The sequence below is a fragment of the Thermoactinomyces sp. CICC 10523 genome, from assembly GCF_016055105.1.
Lineage (GTDB): Bacteria > Bacillota > Bacilli > Thermoactinomycetales > Thermoactinomycetaceae > Thermoactinomyces_A > Thermoactinomyces_A daqus.
In genome coordinates, this window is sequence record NZ_JAECVX010000042.1 from 1 (window position 1) to 1,051 (window position 1,051).

The 1,051-nt window shown below is 55.4% G+C and carries 1 protein-coding gene; it reads right to left on the reverse strand.

Features of this window, described 5'->3' with window-relative positions; all coding sequences use genetic code 11:
* On the reverse strand, positions 1-1,051 hold a 1,051-nt coding region (gene istA, locus I8U19_RS17095; RefSeq protein WP_198056622.1), incomplete at both ends, for an IS21 family transposase.

Below are 1,051 nucleotides of genomic sequence, written 5' to 3' on the forward strand. Positions count from 1 at the left end.
GATAGCCCTGCGCAAGCGTGAGCCCCTTGTATTGGTCGGGACAAGTTCGGATCTCTCTGGACTTTGTGGTCTTTTCATGCCTGGATATCAACTCGTATCCGATCTGGACCTCCACCTGGCCGTTTCTCTCAAAGACGGTGACTTCCCGGCCACTGTAGCGCCAAGGAACGCCATATCGCGCTCCGTCGTAGCTCACAAATCCGTCCTGGCTCACCCGGCGTCGTTCCAACAGATATGGCTTCCAGTGTTCTCTCGGGGGAAGGCACTTCAGCTTTTCCTGTTTCAGACGATCGCAAGGCCGTTCACCGGTTGTCCCGTGGATTCGGCGATTCTTCTCATCGCACCAGGAGATTGCTTGTCGGTTCAAATCTTCCAGATCCACAAACCGCCGACCAGGCAGAAAGTTTTCTTTCACAAACCGGATGCTACGCTCCACCTTGCCTTTCGTTTGGGGCCGCCGGACACGACAGACGCGTGGAACAAATCCCGCTGTCGCCGCGAAGTCGGCGAATAGCGCGTGCCACCGCGGTTTCCGGTCATTCTCCATCCCCAGGATCACCGTTTTCATCCGATCCGTTAGGATGACCTCCGGAATCCCACCGAAATACTCAAACGCATGAACCATGCAGCGGAGGAAACTGTGAATGTCGCATCGCTTGGCAAACTCCACGTAGATCGCCCGAGAGTAGCCGAGCACCATGACAAACACGGGTACTTTGTGCACTTGTCCCTCCGGGTCGGTGTACTCACAAATCCCCCAGTCCACTTGCGCTTGTTCACCGGGACGCGTCTCGTATCTCTGAACAGCGGGAAGCTGTTTGGGAGGCCGGAAAGCTTTGATGTAGTCTTTGAGGATGGTACGGCCTCCCTGGTAACCATGCTCTTGAAGAAGTCGAAAGAGAACTTCGCAATTGAAGATGCCTTGTTCCATGTACTGATGAATCAGCGGTTTGAAGGGATCCAGTTTGGATGGCCGCTTAGAGCGGGGCTTCCGCTCCGGAAGCCCCTGAGTGCGAAGATACCGTCGAACGGTATTGCGGGCATGTCCAGT